The organism is Xylanibacter ruminicola Ga6B6, assembly GCF_000687715.1.
In the GTDB taxonomy this organism is placed as follows: Bacteria; Bacteroidota; Bacteroidia; order Bacteroidales; family Bacteroidaceae; genus Prevotella; species Prevotella ruminicola_B.
In genome coordinates, this window is the sequence record NZ_JHXD01000034.1 from 1 (window position 1) to 22,044 (window position 22,044).

Here is a 22,044-nt window from a genome sequence, read left to right on the forward strand (position 1 = left end):
GAGACTTCCAACTCGGGTAATACCAGCGGCAGTGGTTCTACCACACCAAGCAATAGCGGCAATACCGGTGGCAATACCGAAGGCGGAGGCAATAACCCTGGCGGCGGAGGAAGTGATATGAATTAATTAAATACGTGTACGAAAACTAAACCAGACTTAACATGAAGGCAAAAGTTAATTGGACCAAGGTAGCAAAAGTCCTAAAATTCATCGCTACAGTAATAACCTCTGTTCTCGGATCGATAGCCGTACAGTCATGCGCACAGTAAGTCGCTTGTGCTTGTGCTGTAGGCCTTGATTATCCTCTCCCAAACGGGGGAGGATTTTTTTTGTTTCGATATTATTTGGCGCGTACAAAAAAAAGTAGTACCTTTGCACCCAAATTTAATAATTAAATAGGTGAAATGAGTGCATTTAAGAAAAAGAAAAGATGGCACTGCCTGCCAGGACAGGAACCTACAGAGATGGACAAAACCATCATGTACTGGGAGAACAAAGGTAAGCTGGTACCAACACGTGAACTGATTAAAACCCCTGAACAGATAGAAGGCATCCGTAAGGCGGGTGTAGTGAATACCGCTGTGCTCGACGCAGTGGCAAAGGAGATTCATGCCGGCATGAACACACTGGAGATCGACCAGATTTGTCGCAAGGTGTGTGAGGATGCTGGTGCTATCCCAGCCTGCTTGAATTACGAAGGATTCCCCATGAGCGTGTGCACCTCGATCAATGAGGTGGTTTGTCACGGTATCCCCAAGGAGGAAGATGTGCTCGAAGAGGGCGATATCATCAATGTTGACTTTACTACCATCCTTGATGGCTATTATGCCGACGCCAGTCGTATGTTTATCATCGGCAAGACTACTCCTGAGAAGGAGCAGCTGGTGCGTGTAGCTAAGGAGTGTCTGGAGATTGGTATGGAGGCCGCTAAGCCTTATAGCTTTGTGGGCGATATCGGTCATGCCATCGAGAAGCACTGTAAGAAATACGGCTATGGTATCGTTCGCGATCTGGCCGGACACGGCGTGGGACTGAAATTCCACGAGGAGCCCGATGTAGAGCACTACGGACATTGTGGTACCGGTATGCTGCTGGTTCCTGGTATGGTGTTCACCATCGAGCCTATGATTAACATGGGTACCTGGAAGGTATTCATCGATGCCGACGATCCATACGGATGGGAGGTGATTACCGAAGACGAACTGCCCAGCGCACAGTGGGAGCATACACTCGTGATGACAGAACATGGTGTAGAGATACTGACGTACTAAGATGAAGGATATATATATATTAGGTATAGAAAGCTCGTGTGATGATACTTCGGCAGCTGTACTGAAGAATGGTATTCTGCTGTCGAACGTCACAGCATCGCAGGCTGTACACGAGGCATACGGTGGCGTAGTGCCCGAGTTGGCATCGAGAGCACACCAACAGAATGTGGTGCCTGTAGTTGATCAGGCCATCAAGAAAGCTGGTATTACCAAAGAGGATTTAACAGCTATTGCATTTACCCGCGGTCCCGGACTGATGGGTTCGTTGCTGGTAGGTGTAAGCTTTGCCAAAGGCTTTGCCCGCTCATTAGGTATCCCTATGATTGATGTAAACCATCTGCAGGGACACGTGATGGCGCATTTCATCAAGGAGAGCGAGGACGATCAGCACCAGCCACCATTGCCATTCCTGTGCCTGCTGGTATCAGGTGGAAACTCGCAGATTGTTAAGGTGAATGCCTATAACGATATGGAGGTGCTCGGCCAGACTATTGACGATGCTGCCGGTGAGGCTATCGACAAATGCTCGAAGGTGATGGGACTGGGTTATCCCGGTGGTCCTATTATCGACCGTTTGGCTCGTCAGGGTAATCCCAAGGCCTATCAGTTTGCCGAGCCTAATATCCCTGGTCTCGATTATAGTTTCTCGGGCTTGAAGACCTCGTTCCTGTATTCGATGCAGAAGTGGGTGGCCGAGGATCCCGACTTTATCGAGAAGCATAAGGAAGATATCGCTGCTTCGCTGGAGTGGACGATTGTTGATATCCTGATGAAGAAACTGAAGAAGGCTGTAAAGCAGACTGGTATCAAGCATGTGGCTGTGGCTGGTGGTGTGAGCGCCAATAACGGCTTGCGTAATGCGTTCTACGACGCCGAGAAGCGTTATGGTTGGACGATTTATATCCCCAAGTTCAGTTATACTACCGATAATGCGGCCATGATTGGTATCGTGGGCTATTATAAGTATCAGGATCAGCAGTTCTGTTCGATCGATGCCCCTGCATTCAGTAAAGTAACATTTAAATAATAAAAACTAGATATGGATTTTGAAAGTAAGATAACAAGTAGAGAGGTAAGTGAAATCCTCTGGGAAACAGAGAAGACTGTAAGTACCGCTGAGAGTTGTACTGGCGGCCGTATAGCTGAGGCTATCATTGCTGTGCCAGGTGCATCAAAATATTTCAAGGGTGGTATTATCTCATATATCAACGAGGTTAAGGAGAATCTGCTGGGTGTTGACCATCAGTTGCTCGAAGAGAAAACCGCTGTGTGTGAGGAGGTTGCAATAGCTATGGTAAAGGGAGCATGTAAGGCACTGAATACCGATTATGCCATTGCTGCAACCGGTTTTGCTGGTCCTACCGGCGGTACCAAAGAAATACCTGTTGGCACCATCTGGTTGGCATGTGGACGTCCCGAAAAAGTGGTAACAATGAAGCTGGAAGAAGACTATGGTCGCGACATTAATCTGGCTATTGCCACCAACCGTGCTATGGAGATGTTTTTGGCCTTTTTGAAGGAGGAAGATGCCCCCAGACCCATGCGAGAAGGTTAAAAATTATTAATTCTTTAAATTTCCGGTCGTGTAATTATCTGAATCTCAATAAAATTGTGTAATTTTGCACGCTGTTTGGAATAAGTAAGTGTAAATCACAAGTAAAAAGGTAGATAGAAATGTCTAAGATTTGTCAAATTACAGGAAAGAAGGCACAGATAGGTTGCAATGTGTCTCACTCAAAGCACCGTACAAAGAGAAGCTTTGACGTTAACCTTTTCAGCAAGAAGTTCTACTACGTAGAGGAGGGTTGCTGGATTCAGTTGAAGATTAGCGCTGCTGGTCTTCGTATGATCAATAAAGTAGGTCTGGATGCTGCCTTGAAGCAGGCTGTTGCCAAAGGATTTGTAGACTGGAAGGACATTAAAGTGATAGGAGATTAAAATCATGGCAGGAAAGAAAGCTAAAGGTAATCGCGTTCAGGTTATCCTGGAGTGCACAGAGCACAAGAATAGTGGTATGCCCGGTACTAGCCGTTACGTAACCACCAAGAATCGTAAGAATACGCCAGAGCGTATGGAGCTTATGAAGTATAACCCAATCCTGAAGAAGATGACTCTTCACAAGGAGATTAAATAATACGACTGAAGTATGGCAAAGAAAACCGTCGCTACCCTCCACGAAGGCTCAAAGGATGGTCGCGCTTACACAAAGGTAATCAAGATGGTTAAGAGCCCCAAGACTGGTGCTTACATCTTCGACGAGCAGATGGTTCCCAACGAGGCCGTTAAGGACTTTTTCAAGTAATCGGCGAAGCCGCTTACAACCGAAGGGACGTAAGAACTAATGCAAAATAAAAATAATTAGAGGTCGCAAGGAAATTTGCGGCCTCTTTTTTTGGTTGTGTCGTAAATTATACCTATCTTTGCAATCGAAAATATTGCAATATGGGATTATTTGGTTTTTTTAGTAAGGATAAAAAAGAGACACTCGATAAGGGTTTGGAGAAAACCAAAACGAGTGTGTTCGATAAACTGACTCGTGCCGTAGCCGGTAAGTCGAAGGTTGATGATGATGTATTGGATAATCTTGAAGAGGTGCTCATCACCAGCGATGTGGGTGTAGATACCACGTTGAAGATTATTCAGCGCATCGAGGAGCGTGTGGCTCGCGATAAATATGTCAGCACTTCTGAACTTAACCGCATTCTCCGTGAGGAAATTGCCGAGTTGCTGGCCGAGAATAATTCAGATGACAATGATAATTGGGATTTGCCCGCCGATCATAAGCCCTACGTTATTCTGGTGGTAGGTGTGAACGGTGTAGGTAAAACCACAACCATAGGTAAGCTGGCTTGGCAGTTCAAGCAGGCCGGTAAGAAGGTTTATTTAGGTGCTGCTGATACATTCCGTGCAGCTGCTGTAGAGCAGTTGTGTATCTGGGGCGAGCGCGTGGGCGTGCCTGTTATCAAGCAGCAGATGGGTAGCGATCCCGCCAGTGTGGCATTCGATACCCTGCAGAGTGCCAAGGCTAATGGTGCCGATGTGGTATTGATTGATACCGCAGGCCGTCTGCACAATAAGGTAGGCTTGATGAACGAGCTGAAGAAGATTAAGGATGTGATGAAGAAGGTACTGCCCGAGGCTCCCGACGAGGTGATGCTGGTGCTTGATGGCTCTACCGGTCAGAATGCCTTTGAACAGGCTAAGCAGTTTGCTGCTGTTACACAGATTACCTCGTTGGCTATCACCAAGCTTGATGGTACAGCCAAGGGTGGTGTGGTAATTGGTATTTCTGACCAGTTGAAGGTACCTGTAAAATATATCGGACTGGGCGAGGGTATGACCGACCTCCAGCTGTTTAATAAACGTCAGTTTGTAGATTCGCTGTTCAATGAGTAAGACGATAGATATCATTTCACTGGGCTGCTCAAAGAATCTGGTTGATAGTGAGACTCTGATGGGCTTGATGGAGGCCAATGGCTATCAGTGTACACACGATAGCGACGACCCTCAGGGCGAAATCGTAGTGGTAAACACCTGCGGTTTTATCAACGATGCTAAGGAAGAAAGTATCAATACCATCTTGGAATTTGCTCAGGCCAAGACCGAAGGTCGTATCGAGAAACTCTTCGTGATGGGCTGTCTTTCTGAGCGCTATCTGGCCGACTTGGAAAAAGAGATTCCAGAGGTTGACGGCTGGTACGGCAAATTTAATTATAAGAAACTTTTGAAAGACCTGAATGGCGAAGAGTATAACGCTTGCGAAGGTAAGCGCCATATCACTACGCCACGTCATTATGCTTATATCAAGATTAGCGAGGGTTGCGATCGCCATTGTGCTTATTGCGCCATTCCGCTGATTACTGGCAAGCATCAGAGTCGTCCCATGCAGGATATTCTGGATGAGGTTCGATATCTGGTTAGTCAGGGCACTAAGGAGTTTAATGTCATTGCCCAGGAGTTAACCTATTATGGTGTTGACTTGGATGGCAAGCAGCATATCGCCGAGCTCATCGAGCAGATGGCCGATATTCCTGGTGTAGAGTGGATTCGTTTGCATTATGCTTATCCCACACACTTCCCTTGGGATCTGCTGCGTGTGATTCGTGAAAAGCAGAACGTATGTAAGTATCTTGATATCGCACTCCAGCATGTATCAGATAACATGCTTACCCGTATGCGTCGCCACGTTACTAAGGACGAGACTTATGAGCTGGTTCGTCGCATGCGCGAAGAGGTGCCCGGTATCCACATCCGCACAACCCTGATGGTGGGTTTCCCTGGCGAGACCGACGAGGATTTCGAGGAGCTCAAGGCTTTTGTTAAGTGGGCTCGTTTTGAGCGTATGGGTGCTTTTGCTTATTCAGAGGAAGAAGGAACCTATTCGGCCGACAACTTCGAGGACGACGTACCCGAGGATGTGAAGCAGAGCCGACTGGATAAGATTATGCGTATCCAGCAGAATATCAGCGCCGAACTCGAGGCAGAGAAAGTTGGAAAGGTATTCAAGGTGATTATCGACCGACGTGAGGGCGATTATTATATTGGTCGTACCGAGTTCTGTTCGCCTGAAGTTGATCCTGAGGTGTTGATTCCAGCAGCTGAGGCAAAACTTACCATCGGTAACTTCTATGATGTATTGATTACAGATTCGGAAGAATTTGATTTATATGGAACCACAATCATTAAAACATATGAACAATAAAGACTTTATCACAGAATTGGCGCAACGCACGGGGTATTCGGCTGATGAAACCCAGCAGTTTGTGAATTGTGTAGTTGAGGCAATGGGCGACCATTTTCAGGACGACGACTCAGTGCTGATTCCTACATTCGGTACATTCGAAGTTAAGAAGAAGATGGAGCGCATCATGGTAAATCCTTCTACAGGACAGCGCATGCTGGTGCCACCAAAACTGGTGCTTACATTTAAGCCAAATGTAAGTTGGAAAGAACGTGTAAAGAATGGAGGAGCTGAGTGATGGGAAAGATTTCTATACAAGAATTAGCCAATGTGCTGGTTGAGCGCAGAAAGATGAACAGACGCGATGCAAGTTTGTTTGTAAGTGCTATGTTCGATATCGTACAACAGCGACTTGAAACCGATAAACTGGTAAAAGTCAAAGGCCTGGGTACGTTCAAGATTATTGATGTTGAAGATCGCGAAAGCGTAAACGTAAATACAGGTGAGCGTGTTCTGATCGAGGGTCACGGAAAAATTACCTTTGTGCCCGATGCTCTGCTGAAGGAGCTGGTAAACAAACCATTTGCCCAGTTCGAGACGGTGGTGCTGAACGATGGTGTGGATTTCGACGATGTTGATACTACAACCACCGATGCTCCCGAGCCAGAAGTTGATTCTGAGCCAATCGTTGAGCCAGAACCAGAGCCCGTGGTAGAGCCCGAACCAATTGTTGAGCCAGAGCCAGCTCCGGTAGTTGCTCCAGAACCAGCGCCTGCTCCTGTGGTTGAGCCAGAGCCAGCTCCGGTAGTTGCTCCAGAACCAGCGCCTGCTCCTGTGGTTGAGCCAGAACCAGAGCCCGTGGTAGAGCCAGAGCCCATTGTGACTCCCGACGTCGATCATGCAGCAATGCCATTGGTTGATTTTGGTGGCAACGAGGAGCCTGAGCCAATTGTAGCCCCGGAACCCGTTGTGATTCCAGAGCCAATTGTTGCTCCTGAGGCTGTCGTGGTTCCTGAGTCAGAGCCAGTAGCCGAGCCTGTAGATGATATGGCACTTGATGATGAATTCGACGACGATATCGATGATGAACTCGAGGAGGAACTTAAGTTAGGAATGACTATCCGTCCCGAAACTACTGTTCGTCCAAAGGAAGAACCAAAAGTTCTGGATGATATCGCTGATGAAGATATTCCTGAGTGGGTTATCGAACCTTATGTTGCTTCGCCTGCCGAAGAGCCCAAGGTTGAACCCGAGCCCGTGGTAGCACCCGAGCCCGTGGTAGCACCCGAGCCAGAGCCAGTGGTGGCCCCTGAACCGTTTGTAGCTCCAGAGCCCGTAGTTGCTCCCGAGCCAATTGCTCAGCCTGTGGTTGAAACACCAAGACCTACTGCAAACTCAAATCTGCAGTCGATTCTTAGTTCGTTCCAAACCATTAAGAAACCAGCTCCTGCACCCGAGCCAATCCCAGAACCCATTCCTGAGCCAGAGCCTGCTCCTGTGGTAGCACCTGAGCCTGTAGTAATCCCTGAGCCAACACCTGTTGTTGAGCCTGTTTATACCCCAGAGCCCGAGCCTGTTGTGGCTCCCGAGCCCGTATATACTCCCGAGCCAGAACCCGTTTATGCTCCTGAACCCGAGCCCGTTAGACCTGTTGTAACACAACTTTCTGACGAGACAAGGATTACCGAAGAGTCGCTGCGTGATATGCTTGAGGATGATCCCGAGCCCGTCGTAATTCCTGAGCGAGCACACGTGGTAGAGCCCGAACCCGTAGTTCTGGATGAACCTGCTCCCGTAGTAGAGAATCGCAAGATGACTGCCGACGAAGAGCTTGCTGCAGCCTTTAAGAGTATGGGCGTAACAGACGAGGTCGTTTCTGAACCGGCACCTAAAGAGGTAGTAGTGGAGGAAGAACCAGAGAGCGAGGAACCTGAATATGAGTTTGAGTCAGCCCGTCCACGCAAGTCGGCTGGTAAATGGGTACTGGCCTTGCTGGCATGTATCATTGGCTTAGGTTGTGGCTATCTGTTGGGTAACCATTATCCATACGCCAACTTCCTGCCTGATGAGAGCAGCGAGACTGTGATCCACGTTCAGAAGGAGACTGCTCCCGAACCACAGGTTGCTCCTGAGGTTGAAGCTGTAGCGGATGAGGTCCCAGCTGAACAGCCTGCTGTTGAAGTTGATACCAAAGCTGCTGAGGCAAAGGCTGCCGAGGAGGCAAAGGCTGCTGAGACTAAAGCCAAAGCAGAAGCCGAAGCAAAGGCCAAAGCCGACGCTGAAGCAAAAGCCAAGGCAGAGGCAGAAGCCAAGGCTAAGAAAGAGGCCGAGGCCAAAAATCCCACTGCCGAAAAGTACGACGCGATGGACGTAAGAGTACGTTTGGGCGCTTATCGTATTGTAGGTACCGACCGCACAATAAAGGTAAAGGAAGGCGAGAATCTTGTAAAGATTTCACGTCGTGTTCTGGGCCCCGATATGGAGTGTTATCTGGAGGTATACAACAACATCAAAGCCTCTACACCACTCAAGGTTGGTCAGGAAATCAAAATCCCCAAATTGCAGTTGAAGAAGAAAAAGAAGGCCGCAACAGCCAACTAAATCAGCAAATAATGAAAAAGTTTCTTAAAACTTAGGTTTTGGGAAACTTTTTTAATATTATTTAGACTGATAAAGTGTGGCAAAGTCCTTTAAAAAAAGTATTTTTGCAGTCAAATTTAGAAAACAATTAAAGATATAAATATTATGGCAGAAGCTATTGATATCCGAGAGTTAAATATTCGGATTGAACAACAAAGCGCATTTGTAACAAATCTTGTAAGTGGAATGGACCGCGTTATCGTGGGTCAGAAACATCTTGTTGATTCGCTTTTGATAGGTTTGTTGAGTGATGGACATATTTTGCTGGAAGGTGTGCCAGGTCTGGCTAAGACATTGGCCATTAAGACCCTTTCGCAGTTAATCGATTCAGATTACAGCCGTATTCAGTTTACCCCCGACTTGCTCCCTGCTGACGTGATCGGTACCATGATCTACTCGCAGAAGGACGAGAAGTTCCAGGTAAAGCAGGGTCCCGTATTTGCTAACTTCGTGCTGGCCGATGAAATTAACCGTGCCCCAGCCAAGGTGCAGAGTGCACTGCTCGAGGCCATGCAGGAAAAGCAGGTTACCATCGGTAGTCAGACCTTTAAGTTACCTAATCCATTCTTGGTGATGGCTACTCAGAACCCCATCGAGCAGGAGGGAACCTATCCTCTGCCTGAGGCACAGGTCGACCGTTTCATGCTTAAGGTGGTGATCGATTATCCAACACTTGAGGAGGAGAAGAAGATTATCCGCGAGAATATCACAGGCGAGATGCCTACCGTTACCCCTGTAACTACAGCCGAGGAGATTCTGAAGGCTCGCAGCGTGGTTCGCGAGGTTTATATCGACGAGAAGATCGAGCAGTATATTGCTGATATCGTGTTCGCCACCCGTTATCCCGAGCGTTATGGCTTGAAGGACCTCAAGGATATGATTTCGTTTGGTGGTTCGCCTCGTGCCAGCATCAATCTGGCTAAGGCCGCTCGCGCTTACGCTTTCATTAAGCGTCGTGGCTATGTGGTTCCCGAGGATGTGCGTGCTGTGGCTCATGATGTATTGCGCCATCGTATCGGGCTTACCTACGAGGCCGAGGCCAGCAATATTACCAGCGAGGAGATTGTTTCGAAGATTATCAATAAGGTTGAAGTGCCTTGATAGTGAATAGTGATTAGTGAATAGAGAATAGTGGAAACTTCTGAAATAATAAAGAAAGTCCGTAAGATCGAGATCAAGACCCGTGGCTTGAGCTCAAACATCTTTGCAGGTCAGTACCACTCTGCCTTTAAGGGTAGGGGTATGGCCTTTAGCGAGGTGCGTGAGTATCAGTTCGGTGATGATGTGCGAGATATCGACTGGAATGTGACTGCTCGTTTCCATCGTCCTTATGTGAAGGTGTTCGAAGAGGAGCGCGAGTTGACGGTGATGCTGCTTATCGACGTCAGTGGATCGCTTGATTTCGGCACCCAGAAGCAGATGAAGCGCGATATGGTGACCGAGATTGCTGCCACCCTTGCCTTCAGTGCTATTCAGAACAACGATAAGATTGGCGTGATTTTCTTCTCCGACAAGATCGAGAAGTACATCCCGCCCAAGAAAGGCCGCAAGCATATCCTGTACATTATCCGTGAGATGCTCGACTTTAAGCCCGAGTCAACACGTACGGATATCAAGCAGGCCATCGAGTTCTTGTCGAGTGTCCAGAAACGTCGTACCACAGCCTTTATCCTGAGCGACTTCTATGTGCGTAGCGATTTCCAGCAGTCGTTGCAGATTGCCAATCGCAAGCACGATGTGGTAGCTATCCAGGTGTACGACCAGCGTGCCCGCGAGTTGCCCGATGTGGGATTGATGAAGGTTGTAGATGCCGAAACTGGCTACGAGCAGTATGTGGATACGAGTTCCAAGAAACTGCGCCAGGCTTACCAGAAATACTGGTTAACCCGCCAGGCCCAGTTGCAGGATACTTTTAATAAGAGCAATGTAGACAATGTGAGCATAGCCACTAACGAGGACTTTGTGAAATCGTTGCTGTTGCTATTTAAACAACGTAGTTAAATGAAACGTATTTTTCTTCTTATATCGCTGATAGCCAATGTGCTGCTGATTTCTGCGCAAGTATCTGTCGAGGCTGAGATCGACTCGATTCAGATATTTGTTGGTCAGCAGACTCACCTGCGACTCACTACCAATGTGCAGCCCAGTCAGAAGGTTGAGTTCCCGCAGTTTCAGCCTACACAGATGATCACACCTGGTGTTGAGGTGCTGAAGTGCGAGGAGCAGAAGCAGGATATCGGTGATGGATTCGAAGCCCGCACGATGGTGTACACACTCACCTCGTTCGACGATACCCTTTATTATCTGCCACCACTTACCGTTAAGGTGGATGGTAAGCAGTACAAGAGTAAGAGTCTGGCCCTGAAGGTGCTCACCATCGACGTGGATACCACCAAGGTCGACCAGTTCTTTGGTCCTAAGGATGTGCAGGACAACCCGTTCCTTTGGAGCGAGTGGAGCTTGCCATTCTGGTTGAGCGTATTGATGCTGGTACTGTTGGCTCTGTGCTATTATCTGTATCTGCGTTTGCGCGACAACAAACCCATCATTACCCATATCCGCATTGTTAAGCGCCTGTTGCCACATCAGAAGGCCATGCAGGAGATTGAGCAGATTAAGGCCGATAAGATGGTGGCTTCGGAGAACTCGAAGGAGTACTACACCAAGCTTACCGATACCCTGCGTAAGTATATCGAGGAGCGTTACGGATTCAATGCGATGGAGATGACAAGTAGCGAGATTATCGAACGCCTCACCGCCTCGCAGGATCAGAAAGCACTCGACGAGTTGCGCGAGCTGTTTATGACAGCCGACCTGGTTAAGTTCGCCAAGTATTCTACGCTCATCAACGAGAACGATAAGAATCTGGTGAGCGCCATCGACTTCATTAACCAGACCAAGCTCGAGAATCAGCCTGTAGAAGAAAAGGTTAAACCACAACTCTCTGAGGAGGATCAGCGCACCCAGAAGTCGCGCCGCCTGCTCAAAACCGTCATCACACTTATTTCGGTGGTATGTGCTGGTCTGTTCGGCTTTGTGGCTTACACCCTTTATCAGTTATTGAATTAAAACAGAACAAATGGAATTTGCTAATAAAGAATATCTGCTGTTGCTTCTGCTCATCATACCTTATATTATATGGTATGTGATGTACAGAAAGAAAACCGAGCCCACGCTGCGGATGAGCGATACGTTTGCCTTCCGCTATGCGCCCCGAAGCTGGAAGGTTACGCTGATGCCCCTTTCCATGCTGCTCCGACTGCTGGTATTTGTTATGATAGTAATGGTGCTGGCCCGCCCTCAAACCCAGAACTCGTGGGATAGCAAAACTGTCGAGGGTATTGATATCATGCTGGCTATGGACGTATCTACCAGTATGCTGGCCGAGGACTTGCGCCCAAATCGTATCGAGGCTGCCAAGCAGGTGGCTTCTGAGTTTGTGATTGGTCGCCCCAACGATAATATCGGATTGGTGATTTTTGCCGGCGAATCGTTCACCCAGTGCCCGATGACCACCGATCATGCCTCGCTGCTGAATCTGCTGCAGAATGTGCGTACCGATATCGCCGCTCGCGGACTCATCGAGGATGGTACCGCCATCGGTATGGGACTGGCCAACGCCGTGAGCCGACTCAAGGATTCGAAGGCTAAGAGCAAGGTGGTAATTCTGCTTACCGATGGTAGTAACAACCGTGGTGATATCTCGCCATCTACCGCTGCCGAGATTGCCAAGAGTCTGGGCATCCGCGTTTATACCATTGGTGTGGGTACCAATAAGGTGGCACCTTATCCTATGCCTGTGGCCGGTGGTGTGCAGTATGTGAATGTGCCCGTTGAGATTGATACCAAGACGCTGAGCGAGATTGCCAGCATCACTGAGGGCGATTTCTATCGCGCCACCAATACCAACGAACTTCGTAAAATCTATAAGGAAATCGACCAGCTCGAAAAGTCGAAGCTCAACGTCAAGACCTTCAGCAAGCGTTACGAGGCCTATCAGCCTTTTGCACTTGTGGCTGTGTTGGCGCTGTTGCTCGAGATTCTGCTGCGTGTAACTATATTTAGGAGGATACCGTAATTATGTTTAGATTTGCTGACCCTACATATCTCTATCTTTTAGCGGTGATACCAGTGCTGGCCATCATCCGCTTTCTCACGTATCGCAATCAGAAGAAACGCTTGCTTAAGTTTGGCGATCCCAAACTGCTGCGTTCGCTCATGCCCGATGTGTCGCGATTCCGCCCGGCTGTAAAATTCTGGATCCTGCAGGGCGCTTTGGCGTTGTTGGTAGTTATGCTGGCCCGTCCGCAGTTCGGCACCAAGATCAGTAACGAGCAGCGTACTGGCATTGAGACCATTATTGCGATGGATATCAGTAATTCTATGCTGGCCGAGGATATTGTGCCCAGCCGTTTGGATCGCAGTAAGATGATGGTCGAGAATCTGGTCGACCACTTCACTAATGATAAGATTGGACTGATTGTGTTTGCTGGCGACGCCTTCGTACAGCTGCCTATCACCAGCGATTACGTGTCGGCCAAGATGTTCCTCTCCAGCATCGACCCCTCGATGATAGCTACCCAGGGTACCGATATTGCCCGTGCCATTGATATGGCTACCCATAGCTTTACGCAGGAAGAGGGTATTGGCAAGGCTATCATCGTGATTACCGATGGTGAGGACCACGAGGGTGGGGCACTCGAGGCTGCCAAAGCAGCTAAGGATGCCGGCATGCGTGTGTATGTGCTGGGTGTTGGCTCAACCCAAGGTGCACCAATCCCCATTCCCGGCACAGGCGATTATATGAAGGACAATACGGGCAACACGGTGATGTCGGCCCTTAACGAGGATATGTGTCGTCAGGTGGCTCAGGCTGGTGGTGGTGCCTATATCCATGTAGAGAATAACAGTGCTGCTCAGGACCAGTTGGATAACGAGCTTAACAAACTGGCTAAGAAAGAGACTACCAGCACCGTTTACAGCGAGTTCGACGAGCAGTTCCAGGCTGTGGCCATCCTGGCCTTGCTGCTGCTCATTCTCGAAATCTGCATCTACGATCGTCGCAATCCGCTGCTCAAGCGCCTGTCGCTGTTCGGTTCTAAGAAGAAGGCCGCTGCTACAGTAGCTTTGTTGCTGGTGGCTATGACTGCCAGCGCCCAGACCGATCGCCAGTATATCCGCGAGGGTAACAAGCAGTTCCGTGTGGGGCAGTATGATAAGGCCGAGGTGTCGTATCGTAAGGCAGTAGAGAAGAATCCCAAGAATCCGCAGGCAGCCTATAACCTGGGTAATGCGCTGATGGCACAGAAGAAGGATTCGGCTGCTGTGCAGCAGTTCGAGCAGGCCACCCACATCGAGACCAACCCGCTGCGTAAGGCTGCCGCCTATCATAACATGGGTGTTATCTGTCAGACGCATAAGATGTATGGCGAGGCCATCGAGGCTTACAAGAATGCCCTGCGCCTGAATCCTAACGACGATGAAACCCGCTATAACCTGGTTCTCTGCAAGAAGCAGAAACAGAAGCAGGATCAGAACCAGCAGAATCAGAACAACAAGGACGATCAGAAGAAAGACAATCAGAAGAAGGACGATCAGAAAGATCAGAACAAAGATAAGAAAGACGACAAGCAGCAACAGCAGCAGAAGCCTCAGATGAGTAAGGATAATGCCGAGCAGCTCTTGAATGCCGCCATCCAGAACGAGAAGATGACGCAGGATAAGATGAAGAAACAGCAGCAGAAGCCGCAGCGTCGTAATGTATTAAAGAATTGGTAATGAAACGTATAGCGATATTTATAGCAATGGTAATGACCACGGTTTTGGCCGTGGCCCAAACATTAACAGCATCGGCACCATCGCATGTAGCGGTGGGCGAGCAGTTCCGATTGTCGTACACGATCAACACACAGAACGTGTCCGACTTCCGTGCTGGTAATATCCCCTCTGAGTTCGAGGTGCTCATTGGTCCTAACCGCTCTATGCAGTCGAGCTATCAGATGATTAATGGTCACACCTCGTCAACCTCATCTATTACCTATACTTATATAGTAGCAGCTACCAAGGGTGGTACGTTCACTATCCCTGCAGCTTATGCGGTGGTAGATGGCAAGAAGATTACCTCAAAATCGCTCACCATCAAGGTTTCGGGCTCGGTTTCGGGCTCAGGCTCTAATTCGCGCCAGAATAGCGACGATGGTGCTGAGATGCGCGATGCGGGTAGTCGTATCTCGGGGAGCGACCTGTTTATCAAGGTCAGCGCCAACAAGAAACGTGTTTACGAGCAGGAGCCAATCCTGCTTACCTATAAGGTTTATACACTGGTACAGCTCACCCAGCTGCGTGGCGATATGCCCGACCTGAAGAGTTTCTATACCCAGGAGGTAGACCTGCCACAGCAGAAGTCGTTCTCGATTGAGACCGTCAATGGTCGTCCGTACCGCACCTGCACCTGGAGCCAGTATGTGATGTTCCCACAAACCACAGGTAAGTTGCAGATTCCGTCGATTACCTTCGAGGGTATCGTGGTGCAGCAGAACCGTAATGTCGATCCGTTCGAGGCATTCTTCAACGGTGGCTCAGGCTACGTAGAGGTGAAGAAAAAGATTGTGGCTCCTGGTATTGATATTCAGGTTGATCCGCTGCCACAGCGCCCAGCCACATTCTCGGGTGGAGTAGGTAAGTTTAATATCTCGGCCCAGCTCGATAAGACAGAGACCAAGGCCAACGATCCTATCAAACTGCGTGTGATTGTGAGTGGTACAGGTAACCTCAAGCTCATCAAAGAGCCTGTATTGAACTTGCCTAAGGACTTTGATAAGTACGAGCCTAAGGTGACTGATCAGACCAAGCTGACCACTGCTGGACTTGAGGGTTCGAAGATTTACGATATCCTGATTGTACCACGCCATCAGGGGCAGTACGATATTCCACCCGTTGAGTTTACCTATTTCGATACCGCTACCAAGCGTTACGAAACGGTAAAGAGCGAAGGCTTCCATCTCGATGTGGCCAAGGGGGCGGGTAGTGCTTCGGTCAGCGATTTCTCTGGTCAGGAGGATGTCGATGAGCTGAATAAGGATATCCGCTTTATCAAGACGGGCGATGCCGATCAGCATCTCACCAACGATTTCTTCTTCGGCTCAACTGCTTATTGGGTCATCATCGCTGCGCTGGTAGTGGTGTTCATCACACTGTTTGTCATCTTCCGTCAGCGTGCCATCGACAACGCCAATGTTACCAAGATGCGTGGTAAGAAGGCCAACAAGGTGGCTACCAAGCGCCTGAAGCTGGCAGCCCGATTGATGACCGACAACAAGCCCAACGAGTTCTACGACGAGGTACTGCGTGCCCTGTGGGGTTATGTGGGCGATAAGCTCAACATCCCTGTGGCTCAGCTGTCACACGATAACATCAGTCAGAAGCTGGCCGATCGTGGCGTACACCAGTCAATCATCGATAAGTTCATCGGTGCTATCGACGAGTGCGAGTTCGAACGTTATGCCCCAGGCGATCCAAAGGGAAATATGAGTAAGGTTTACGATAAGGCCATGCTGGCCATCGAGAAGATCGAGGAGGTAATGAAGAAGGGTAGTAAGAAAGCCGCTACTTTGGTGTTGTTGCTGCTGTTGGCACCTATGGCTGCCCATGCCGCTACCAAGGCCGAGGTTGATAGCGCCTATGTGAATGGCGAATACCAGACAGCTATCAAGGGCTACGAGCAGCTGCTTAAGCAGGGTGCTTCGGCCGAACTGTATTATAATCTGGGTAATGCCTACTATCGCACCGAGAATATCACCCGTGCCGTGCTTAACTACGAGCGCGCCCTGTTGCTCTCGCCAGGCGATGCCGACATCCGTTTTAACCTGCAGTTGGCCCGTTCTAAAACCATCGATAAGATTGTGCCTGAGAGCGAGATGTTCTTCGTTACCTGGTACCGCTCGTTGGTAAATCTGATGAGTGTCGACGGGTGGGGACGTATGGCCCTCGTGTCGCTGGCCATTGTGATTGTGCTGTTCCTGGTTTACCTGTTCTCGGCCCGTGTATTGTTGCAGAAGTTAGGTTTCTTTGGCGGCATCGCCTTGCTGGTGGTGTTCGTGTTCAGCAATTTCTTTGCTTGGCAGCAGCGCCAGCAGTTGCTGTATCGTCAGGGTGCCATCGTTATAGCCCCATCTGTAGCCGTCAAGAGCACGCCTGCCCAGAACGGTACCGACCTGTTTATCCTGCACGAGGGTACCAAGGTAGTGATTACCGATGGTTCGATGAAGAACTGGCGCGAGGTACGTTTGGCCGACGGAAAGAAAGGTTGGCTGGAGAGTAAGAAAATAGAAATGATTTAATACCCTATGTTTGAGACGTTGATTGATTTCGACCGCGAGTTATTGTTGGCCGTTAACGGCAGCGATTCGCTGTTCCTCGACCGTATGGTGCGCATGCTTACCAACGGTCTTACATGGATACCGCTCTATCTGTCGCTGTTCTATATGGTGATGAAGAATAACGATAATTTCCGCCGTTTGCTGTATGTGCTGCTGGGTGCTGGGTTGTGCATCCTGATAGCAGGTACGCTTAACGACGAAATCGTAAAACCCCTTGTGGCCCGTTGGCGCCCCACGCACGATCCCCAGATTGGCACGCTGGTCGACATCGTTGATGGCTATCGTGGCGGCAAGTACGGTTTCTTCTCGTCGCATGCAGCCAACACCATGAGTATTGCTGTTTACTTCTGCTGGATGGTTCGCAGTCGTCGCTTGTCAATCGCACTGGTCATCTGGTCGCTCCTTAACTGCTGGACCCGCATGTATCTGGGTGTTCACTTCCCAGGCGACATTATGGTGGGCCTGCTGTGGGGTGTTGCTGTAGGCACGGGTGTTTATTTCTTCTATGGTCGTATTACCCGTGGCATGTACATACCTCGTAATCTTAATCCCGACCAATACACCCCGGGCTGCTATCGCCGTTTAGATTGTAACTGGCCTGTAGGTGTGCTTGTTTTAACCGTAATTTTTGTATTTATTAAAGCTTGTATTATATGAATTCCGATCCACGACATATTCGTATCAGCGATTATAACTATCCGCTCCCCGATGAGCGTATTGCTAAGTTCCCTCTTGCCCAGCGCGACCACTCTAAGCTGCTGGTTTACCGCCAGGGGCAGGTAAGTCACGATGTATTTTATAACCTGCCCGAGTATCTGCCCAAGGGTGCCCTCATGGTGTTTAATAACACCAAGGTAATCCAGGCACGTATGCATTTCCGCAAGGATACAGGCGCACTCATCGAGGTGTTCCTGCTCGAGCCTGCTCAGCCTTCGGATTACGAGCTGATGTTCCAGACCTCCGAGAAGTGTGCGTGGTATTGCTTGGTGGGCAACCTCAAGAAGTGGAAGGAAGGTACCCTGCGTCGCGAAATCGAGATAAAGGGTCAGCAGGTGGTTGTTTCAGCTACCCGTGGTCCCATCCACGGCACCTCGCATCGCATCGATTTCGAGTGGACCGGTGGTTTCTCGTTTGCCGAGATTATCGATGCCATGGGTGAGCTGCCCATCCCACCATACTTGAACCGCGAAACCCAGGAGAGCGACAAGACCACCTACCAGACCGTTTACTCAAAAATCAAGGGTAGTGTGGCTGCACCTACTGCAGGTTTGCATTTCACCCCCGAGGTGCTGGCAGCTGTTGATGCCCACGGCATCGAGCGCGAGGAGCTCACCCTGCATGTGGGTGCCGGAACCTTTAAGCCCGTAAAGAGCGAGGAGATTCAGGGTCACGAGATGCACACCGAGTATATCTCGGTTCGTCGCGACACCATTCGCAAGCTGCTGGCTCACGATGGCTGTGCCATTGCGGTAGGTACCACCAGCGTGCGTACACTCGAGAGTCTTTATTATATGGGCCTGAAGGTGATGCAGAACCCCGAGGCTTCGGAGGACGATCTGCATGTAAACCAGTGGGAGCCATACGATACCGATACCCAGACGAGCACCGTTGAGTCGCTCACTGCCCTTGGTGCCTGGATGGATGCCCACGGTCTCGAGGTGCTGCACAGCAGTACTCAGATTATCATCGCCCCTGGCTATAACTATCACATCGTGAAAATGCTGGTAACCAATTTCCATCAGCCACAGTCCACGCTGCTGCTCCTTGTGAGCGCCTTTGTAAAGGGCGACTGGCACAAGATCTACGATTATGCGCTGGCCAACGATTTCCGATTCCTGAGTTACGGCGATTCATCGCTGCTTATTCCATAACACAAAAAAATAGGAGCCCCATTCACGGAGCTCCTATTCTTTTTATAAGTATTACCAAAAATTACTTCTTCTCTTCAGCCTTCTTCTCTTCAGCCTTCTTCTCCTCGGCCTTCTCGGCAGCAGGCTTAGCTGTTGGCTTGTAACGCTTGTTCAGTCCGTTAATTACGTCCTGAGTAATATCCAGCTTCTTGTTGCCCATCAGGATGTTGTCACCAGCCTTCGAAAGGATCAGGTCAAACTTCTTATCCTCGTTGTAAGCCTTCAGGAAGTTCTGCAGTGAGTCGCGCAGAGCCTCGTTAAACTTAGCTGTCTCGCTGGCCAGCTCGTTCTCCAAACGTGCCTGCAACTCCTGCAGGTCGTTCTGCTGACGCTGTATGGCGGCCTGCTGACTGGCTGCCTGCTCACGGCTCTGGAAACCGTTGTTGTTCAACTTCTGCTGGAAGTTAGCCATAGCAGCCTGCAGGGCATTACCTTTCTGGTTCAGGGTGTTACGGGCGTTGTTGCTCTTCTTCTGCAGGGTTACGCTGTAGTCCTTAGCAAAGTTGTACTGAGTCATCAGCGAGTCAACCTCTACATATGCAATCTTCATACCCTCGCCGCTAGCAGTAGCGGGCTGTTCATCCATCTTAGGACTCTGGTTGTTGCACGATACCATCATAGCTGCGATGGCCAGTGCTGGAAAAATGTACTTTTTCATTTTCTGTTTTTAATTATTATTTTTTTGAATTTTCAATTTTTACATTCTTACATTTTTGAATTATTACATTCTCAATGTTTTACTTCTCCGAGACTGCAAACTTACTCTTGGTGCGAAGCTCGCGATCCTGATCCATCACACAGTGTATACCTCGGTCTTTCATCGCCTGCGAATCGTGAATGTGCTGCGATGAGAACTCGCCGTTGCGCTTTAAAAGCACCTTTACGAGCAAAAATGCCATACATATAGCAATTATTAACGTGGTTATGAGTAGAGTCTCAATCATTTTTTATATCTTTGCGGCTGCAAAGTTAAGCATTTTATAGCGAAATCAAACAAAAAAAGCATTAATAATGAATAAAAACGATTTAAAACCTGCAGTTGTGTTCGCAGAATTTGCGAAGATTAACGAAATTCCGCGTCCATCTAAGCGCGAAGAGAAGATGATTGAGTATCTGAAGTCATGGGGCGAGAGCCACAATCTGGATACAAAAGTCGACGAAACCGGTAATGTGATTATACGTAAGCCTGCCACCAAGGGTATGGAGAACTGCAAGACCGTTATCCTGCAGAGCCATATGGATATGGTGTGCGATAAGCTGGTAGATGTAGAGTTCGATTTTGATAAAGACGCCATCAAGACTTATGTAGATGGTGAGTGGCTCACAGCCGAGGGTACCACACTGGGTGCCGACGACGGTATCGGTTGTGCCATCGAGCTGGCCATCCTGGCATCTGATGATATCGAGCATGGTCCTATCGAGTGCGTGTTCACCCGCGACGAGGAGACTGGTCTGAGCGGTGCCGAGGGCATGAAGGCAGGTTTCATGACTGGCGATTACCTCATCAACCTCGACTCTGAGGACGAGGGCGAAATATTCGTGTCATGTGCCGGTGGTCGTAACACCACAGCCAAGTTCACTTTCCAGCGCCAGCAGGCTGCCGAAGGTAGCTTCTTCATGAAGGCTCAGCTCAAAGGTCTGGTTGGTGGTCACTCAGGCGACGACATCAACAAGAAGCGTGCTAATGCCATCAAGATCCTCGCTCGTTTCCTGTATCAGGAGATGAACCGTTACGAGGGCATCCAGCTCGCTCAGTTCCATAGTGGTAAGCTTCACAACGCCATCCCACGCGATGGTCAGTTCGTGATTGCCGTGCCTCACGATGTAAAGGAGAACGTAAAGGCCGACTGGAATGTGTTTGCAGCCGAGGTTGAGGACGAGTTCCATGTTACCGACACCCAGATGGTTTGGAGCATGGAGAGCACCGATGCCGAGCCCGTTATCGATCCTGCTGTTGCCAAGAACTTTGTTTGGGCTGTTCAGGCTGTTGATAATGGCATCTACGCCATCTGTCAGGACGAGGAACTCGGCGGTATGGTCGAGACCTCTTCAAACATCGCCAGCATCCACTCTTCCGAGGATGCCATCGAGATTCTGTCAAGCCAGCGTAGTAACGTCATGTCAAACCTCGACAATATGTGTGCCACCATCCGTGCCGCCTTCCAACTGGCAGGTGCCGAGGCCACATCAGGCGACGGCTATCCCGCTTGGAAGATGAAGGCCAACTCAGAGCTGCAGAAGATTGTTCGCGAGAGCTACGTAAAACTGTTCGGTAAGGAGCCCGTGGTTCGTGGTATCCATGCTGGTTTGGAGTGCGGTTTGTTCTCAGAGCGCTATCCTCAGTTGGATATGGTAAGCTTCGGTCCTACATTGCGCTATGTGCACACCCCCGACGAGCGTCTGCTCATTCCAACCGTACAGATGGTATGGGATCATCTGCTTGATGTACTTAAAAACATTCCGCAGAAATGATGCATGCGCGCGCGTACATTATAAATATAACCCTTTGCTTGGGTGGGCTGCTTTTCGCCTCGTGCGGAAGGCAGTACACCGCCGAGCAGACGGTGAAGGATTTTGTGGCCGAGAATATGCAGGATGGGGTAGAGACCTCGGGTGTTGATTTTGCCGATTTGGGCACCACACGTCACGTTAACGACACACTTGTGGCAAAAATGCGAAAAAATGGTGCACCCCTGTTCAAAAGCGGCATTCAGTATGCTCAAGCACCCGCTGGCGATCTGTTCTATCTGAGAATGAGATACTTATATCAGGGCGACACGTTGCAGAATACCTTTTATCTCGACTCTACGCTTACCCAGGTGGTAGCTTTCAAATAACTTTTTCGAAAAAAAGTCGAATAAAAATTTGGAGGATTCAAAAAATAGTCGTAACTTTGCACCCGCAATCGAGGAGATGCCCCAAGGTTTGGTACTCTAAGGTCCTTTGGAAGGATGGGTGAGTGGCTGAAACCAGCAGTTTGCTAAACTGCCGTACGGGTTCCCGTACCGGGGGTTCGAATCCCCCTCCTTCCGCCAAAGGAGATCTCCGAGATTGGTCTTTGACATGCTGTTGGTCGATTCATCTAATGGTTAGGATACAAGATTCTCAATCTTGGCATAGGGGTTCGATTCCCCTATCGACTACAACATCTTTGACATACTGGT

22 protein-coding genes and 2 tRNA genes are annotated in these 22,044 nt (G+C 49.3%); 22 read left to right on the forward strand and 2 right to left on the reverse strand.

Going from position 1 to position 22,044, the window contains the following annotated elements:
- Positions 1–404: 404 nt before the first annotated feature.
- The 18 genes from map (at position 405) to T500_RS0114005 (ending at position 18,841) form a co-directional block, all read left to right on the forward strand.
- The gene (map, locus tag T500_RS0113920) at positions 405–1,271 is read left to right on the forward strand and encodes a type I methionyl aminopeptidase (RefSeq protein ID WP_036909213.1); all 867 of its coding nucleotides are present in this window, start codon (positions 405–407) and stop codon (positions 1,269–1,271) included.
- Between the two features lies 1 nt (position 1,272).
- Positions 1,273–2,298, forward strand: coding sequence for a tRNA (adenosine(37)-N6)-threonylcarbamoyltransferase complex transferase subunit TsaD (tsaD, locus tag T500_RS0113925; protein ID WP_028908615.1), 1,026 nt, complete (start codon positions 1,273–1,275; stop codon positions 2,296–2,298).
- 12 nt (positions 2,299–2,310) lie between these two features.
- A complete protein-coding gene (locus tag T500_RS0113930; protein ID WP_028908616.1) occupies positions 2,311–2,826 on the forward strand; it encodes a CinA family protein in 516 nt (171 codons plus the stop codon).
- Positions 2,827–2,945: 119 nt separating this feature from the next.
- Positions 2,946–3,209, forward strand: coding sequence for a 50S ribosomal protein L28 (rpmB, locus tag T500_RS0113935; protein WP_013063140.1), 264 nt, complete (start codon positions 2,946–2,948; stop codon positions 3,207–3,209).
- 4 nt (positions 3,210–3,213) lie between these two features.
- Positions 3,214–3,405, forward strand: coding sequence for a 50S ribosomal protein L33 (gene rpmG / locus T500_RS0113940; RefSeq protein ID WP_013065340.1), 192 nt, complete (start codon positions 3,214–3,216; stop codon positions 3,403–3,405).
- Between the two features lie 12 nt (positions 3,406–3,417).
- On the forward strand, positions 3,418–3,573 hold the full coding sequence (locus T500_RS16740) for a DUF4295 domain-containing protein (protein WP_080694914.1): 156 nt from the start codon (positions 3,418–3,420) through the stop codon (positions 3,571–3,573).
- Positions 3,574–3,713: 140 nt separating this feature from the next.
- Positions 3,714–4,667 (forward strand): signal recognition particle-docking protein FtsY, encoded by a 954-nt coding sequence (ftsY, locus tag T500_RS0113950; protein ID WP_013064234.1) that lies wholly within the window; start codon positions 3,714–3,716, stop codon positions 4,665–4,667.
- Positions 4,660–5,973, forward strand: coding sequence for a 30S ribosomal protein S12 methylthiotransferase RimO (gene rimO / locus T500_RS0113955; protein ID WP_028908617.1), 1,314 nt, complete (start codon positions 4,660–4,662; stop codon positions 5,971–5,973). The genes ftsY and rimO overlap by 8 nt, the downstream gene beginning before the upstream one ends.
- Complete coding sequence (locus tag T500_RS0113960) at positions 5,963–6,250, forward strand: HU family DNA-binding protein (RefSeq protein WP_013064518.1); 288 nt, start codon at positions 5,963–5,965, stop codon at positions 6,248–6,250. The genes rimO and T500_RS0113960 overlap by 11 nt, the downstream gene beginning before the upstream one ends.
- A complete protein-coding gene (locus T500_RS17410; protein ID WP_051612090.1) occupies positions 6,250–8,553 on the forward strand; it encodes an HU family DNA-binding protein in 2,304 nt (767 codons plus the stop codon). Before T500_RS0113960 ends, T500_RS17410 begins: the two co-directional genes overlap by 1 nt.
- Positions 8,554–8,697: 144 nt before the next feature.
- The gene (locus T500_RS0113970; protein WP_028908619.1) at positions 8,698–9,693 is read left to right on the forward strand and encodes an AAA family ATPase; all 996 of its coding nucleotides are present in this window, start codon (positions 8,698–8,700) and stop codon (positions 9,691–9,693) included.
- A 30-nt stretch (positions 9,694–9,723) separates the two neighbouring features.
- The gene (locus T500_RS0113975; protein ID WP_028908620.1) at positions 9,724–10,593 is read left to right on the forward strand and encodes a DUF58 domain-containing protein; all 870 of its coding nucleotides are present in this window, start codon (positions 9,724–9,726) and stop codon (positions 10,591–10,593) included.
- A complete protein-coding gene (locus tag T500_RS0113980) occupies positions 10,594–11,661 on the forward strand; it encodes a BatD family protein (protein WP_028908621.1) in 1,068 nt (355 codons plus the stop codon).
- 10 nt (positions 11,662–11,671) lie between these two features.
- A complete protein-coding gene (locus T500_RS0113985) occupies positions 11,672–12,670 on the forward strand; it encodes a vWA domain-containing protein (RefSeq protein WP_028908622.1) in 999 nt (332 codons plus the stop codon).
- A gap of 2 nt (positions 12,671–12,672) precedes the next feature.
- A complete protein-coding gene (locus T500_RS0113990; RefSeq protein ID WP_028908623.1) occupies positions 12,673–14,370 on the forward strand; it encodes a VWA domain-containing protein in 1,698 nt (565 codons plus the stop codon).
- On the forward strand, positions 14,370–16,931 hold the full coding sequence (locus T500_RS0113995) for a BatD family protein (RefSeq protein ID WP_036909214.1): 2,562 nt from the start codon (positions 14,370–14,372) through the stop codon (positions 16,929–16,931). The genes T500_RS0113990 and T500_RS0113995 overlap by 1 nt, the downstream gene beginning before the upstream one ends.
- Before the next feature lie 6 nt (positions 16,932–16,937).
- On the forward strand, positions 16,938–17,627 hold the full coding sequence (locus T500_RS0114000; RefSeq protein WP_028908625.1) for a phosphatase PAP2 family protein: 690 nt from the start codon (positions 16,938–16,940) through the stop codon (positions 17,625–17,627).
- Positions 17,624–18,841, forward strand: coding sequence for an S-adenosylmethionine:tRNA ribosyltransferase-isomerase (locus T500_RS0114005; protein WP_028908626.1), 1,218 nt, complete (start codon positions 17,624–17,626; stop codon positions 18,839–18,841). The genes T500_RS0114000 and T500_RS0114005 overlap by 4 nt, the downstream gene beginning before the upstream one ends.
- A 61-nt stretch (positions 18,842–18,902) precedes the next feature.
- On the opposite strand, the gene T500_RS0114010 is transcribed toward T500_RS0114005, so the two are convergent.
- Complete coding sequence (locus T500_RS0114010) at positions 18,903–19,538, reverse strand: OmpH family outer membrane protein (RefSeq protein ID WP_028908627.1); 636 nt, start codon at positions 19,536–19,538, stop codon at positions 18,903–18,905.
- A 79-nt stretch (positions 19,539–19,617) separates the two neighbouring features.
- Positions 19,618–19,779, reverse strand: a complete 162-nt coding sequence (locus T500_RS0114015) for a hypothetical protein (RefSeq protein WP_410543885.1) — start codon at positions 19,777–19,779, stop codon at positions 19,618–19,620.
- Between the two features lie 112 nt (positions 19,780–19,891).
- Here T500_RS0114015 and T500_RS0114020 point away from each other — a divergent pair, with 112 nt between their 5' ends.
- From T500_RS0114020 to T500_RS0114035, 4 genes are all read left to right on the forward strand, one after another.
- Positions 19,892–21,352: an aminoacyl-histidine dipeptidase gene (locus T500_RS0114020; RefSeq protein ID WP_028908629.1), complete on the forward strand. Its 1,461-nt coding sequence runs from the start codon at positions 19,892–19,894 to the stop codon at positions 21,350–21,352.
- Positions 21,349–21,717: a hypothetical protein gene (locus T500_RS0114025; protein WP_036909215.1), complete on the forward strand. Its 369-nt coding sequence runs from the start codon at positions 21,349–21,351 to the stop codon at positions 21,715–21,717. The genes T500_RS0114020 and T500_RS0114025 overlap by 4 nt, the downstream gene beginning before the upstream one ends.
- A 108-nt stretch (positions 21,718–21,825) precedes the next feature.
- Positions 21,826–21,915 (forward strand) — tRNA-Ser (locus T500_RS0114030).
- Positions 21,916–21,951: 36 nt separating this feature from the next.
- Positions 21,952–22,023 (forward strand) — tRNA-Glu (locus T500_RS0114035).
- Positions 22,024–22,044: the final 21 nt, after the last annotated feature.